The 258-nt window shown below is 69.8% G+C and carries 1 pseudogene; it reads right to left on the bottom strand.

Annotated features, from left to right (window positions below):
- Positions 1 to 258, bottom strand: a pseudogene (locus C7C46_RS35735) (SGNH/GDSL hydrolase family protein); the annotation flags it as partial.

Below are 258 nucleotides of genomic sequence, written 5' to 3'. Positions count from 1 at the left end.
GGGCCGGGACGATCCACGGGTAGCCGAGGATCGCCACCCGGGCGTGGGGCGCCTTGGCCTTGACGGCGGCCAGCGCGTTGCGGATCGCCGGGTAGGTGGTGTTGTCGATGGTGTTGTCGAAGCTGGAACCGTAGATGCTCTGGCACGGGTGGCCGAACCCCAGGGTGGCCGCGCCGGCCGAGCCGCAGGCCAGGATGGCGTTGATGAAGGTGTTGCTGTCGTTGCCGCCGATGGTCAGGGTGACCAGGTCGGTGCCGC

Source organism: Streptomyces tateyamensis, assembly GCF_003205575.1.
GTDB classification, from domain to species: domain Bacteria; phylum Actinomycetota; class Actinomycetes; order Streptomycetales; family Streptomycetaceae; genus Kitasatospora; species Kitasatospora tateyamensis.
Note: the sequence above shows the minus strand (reverse complement) of the source record. Positions and strands in the feature narration are given on the sequence as shown.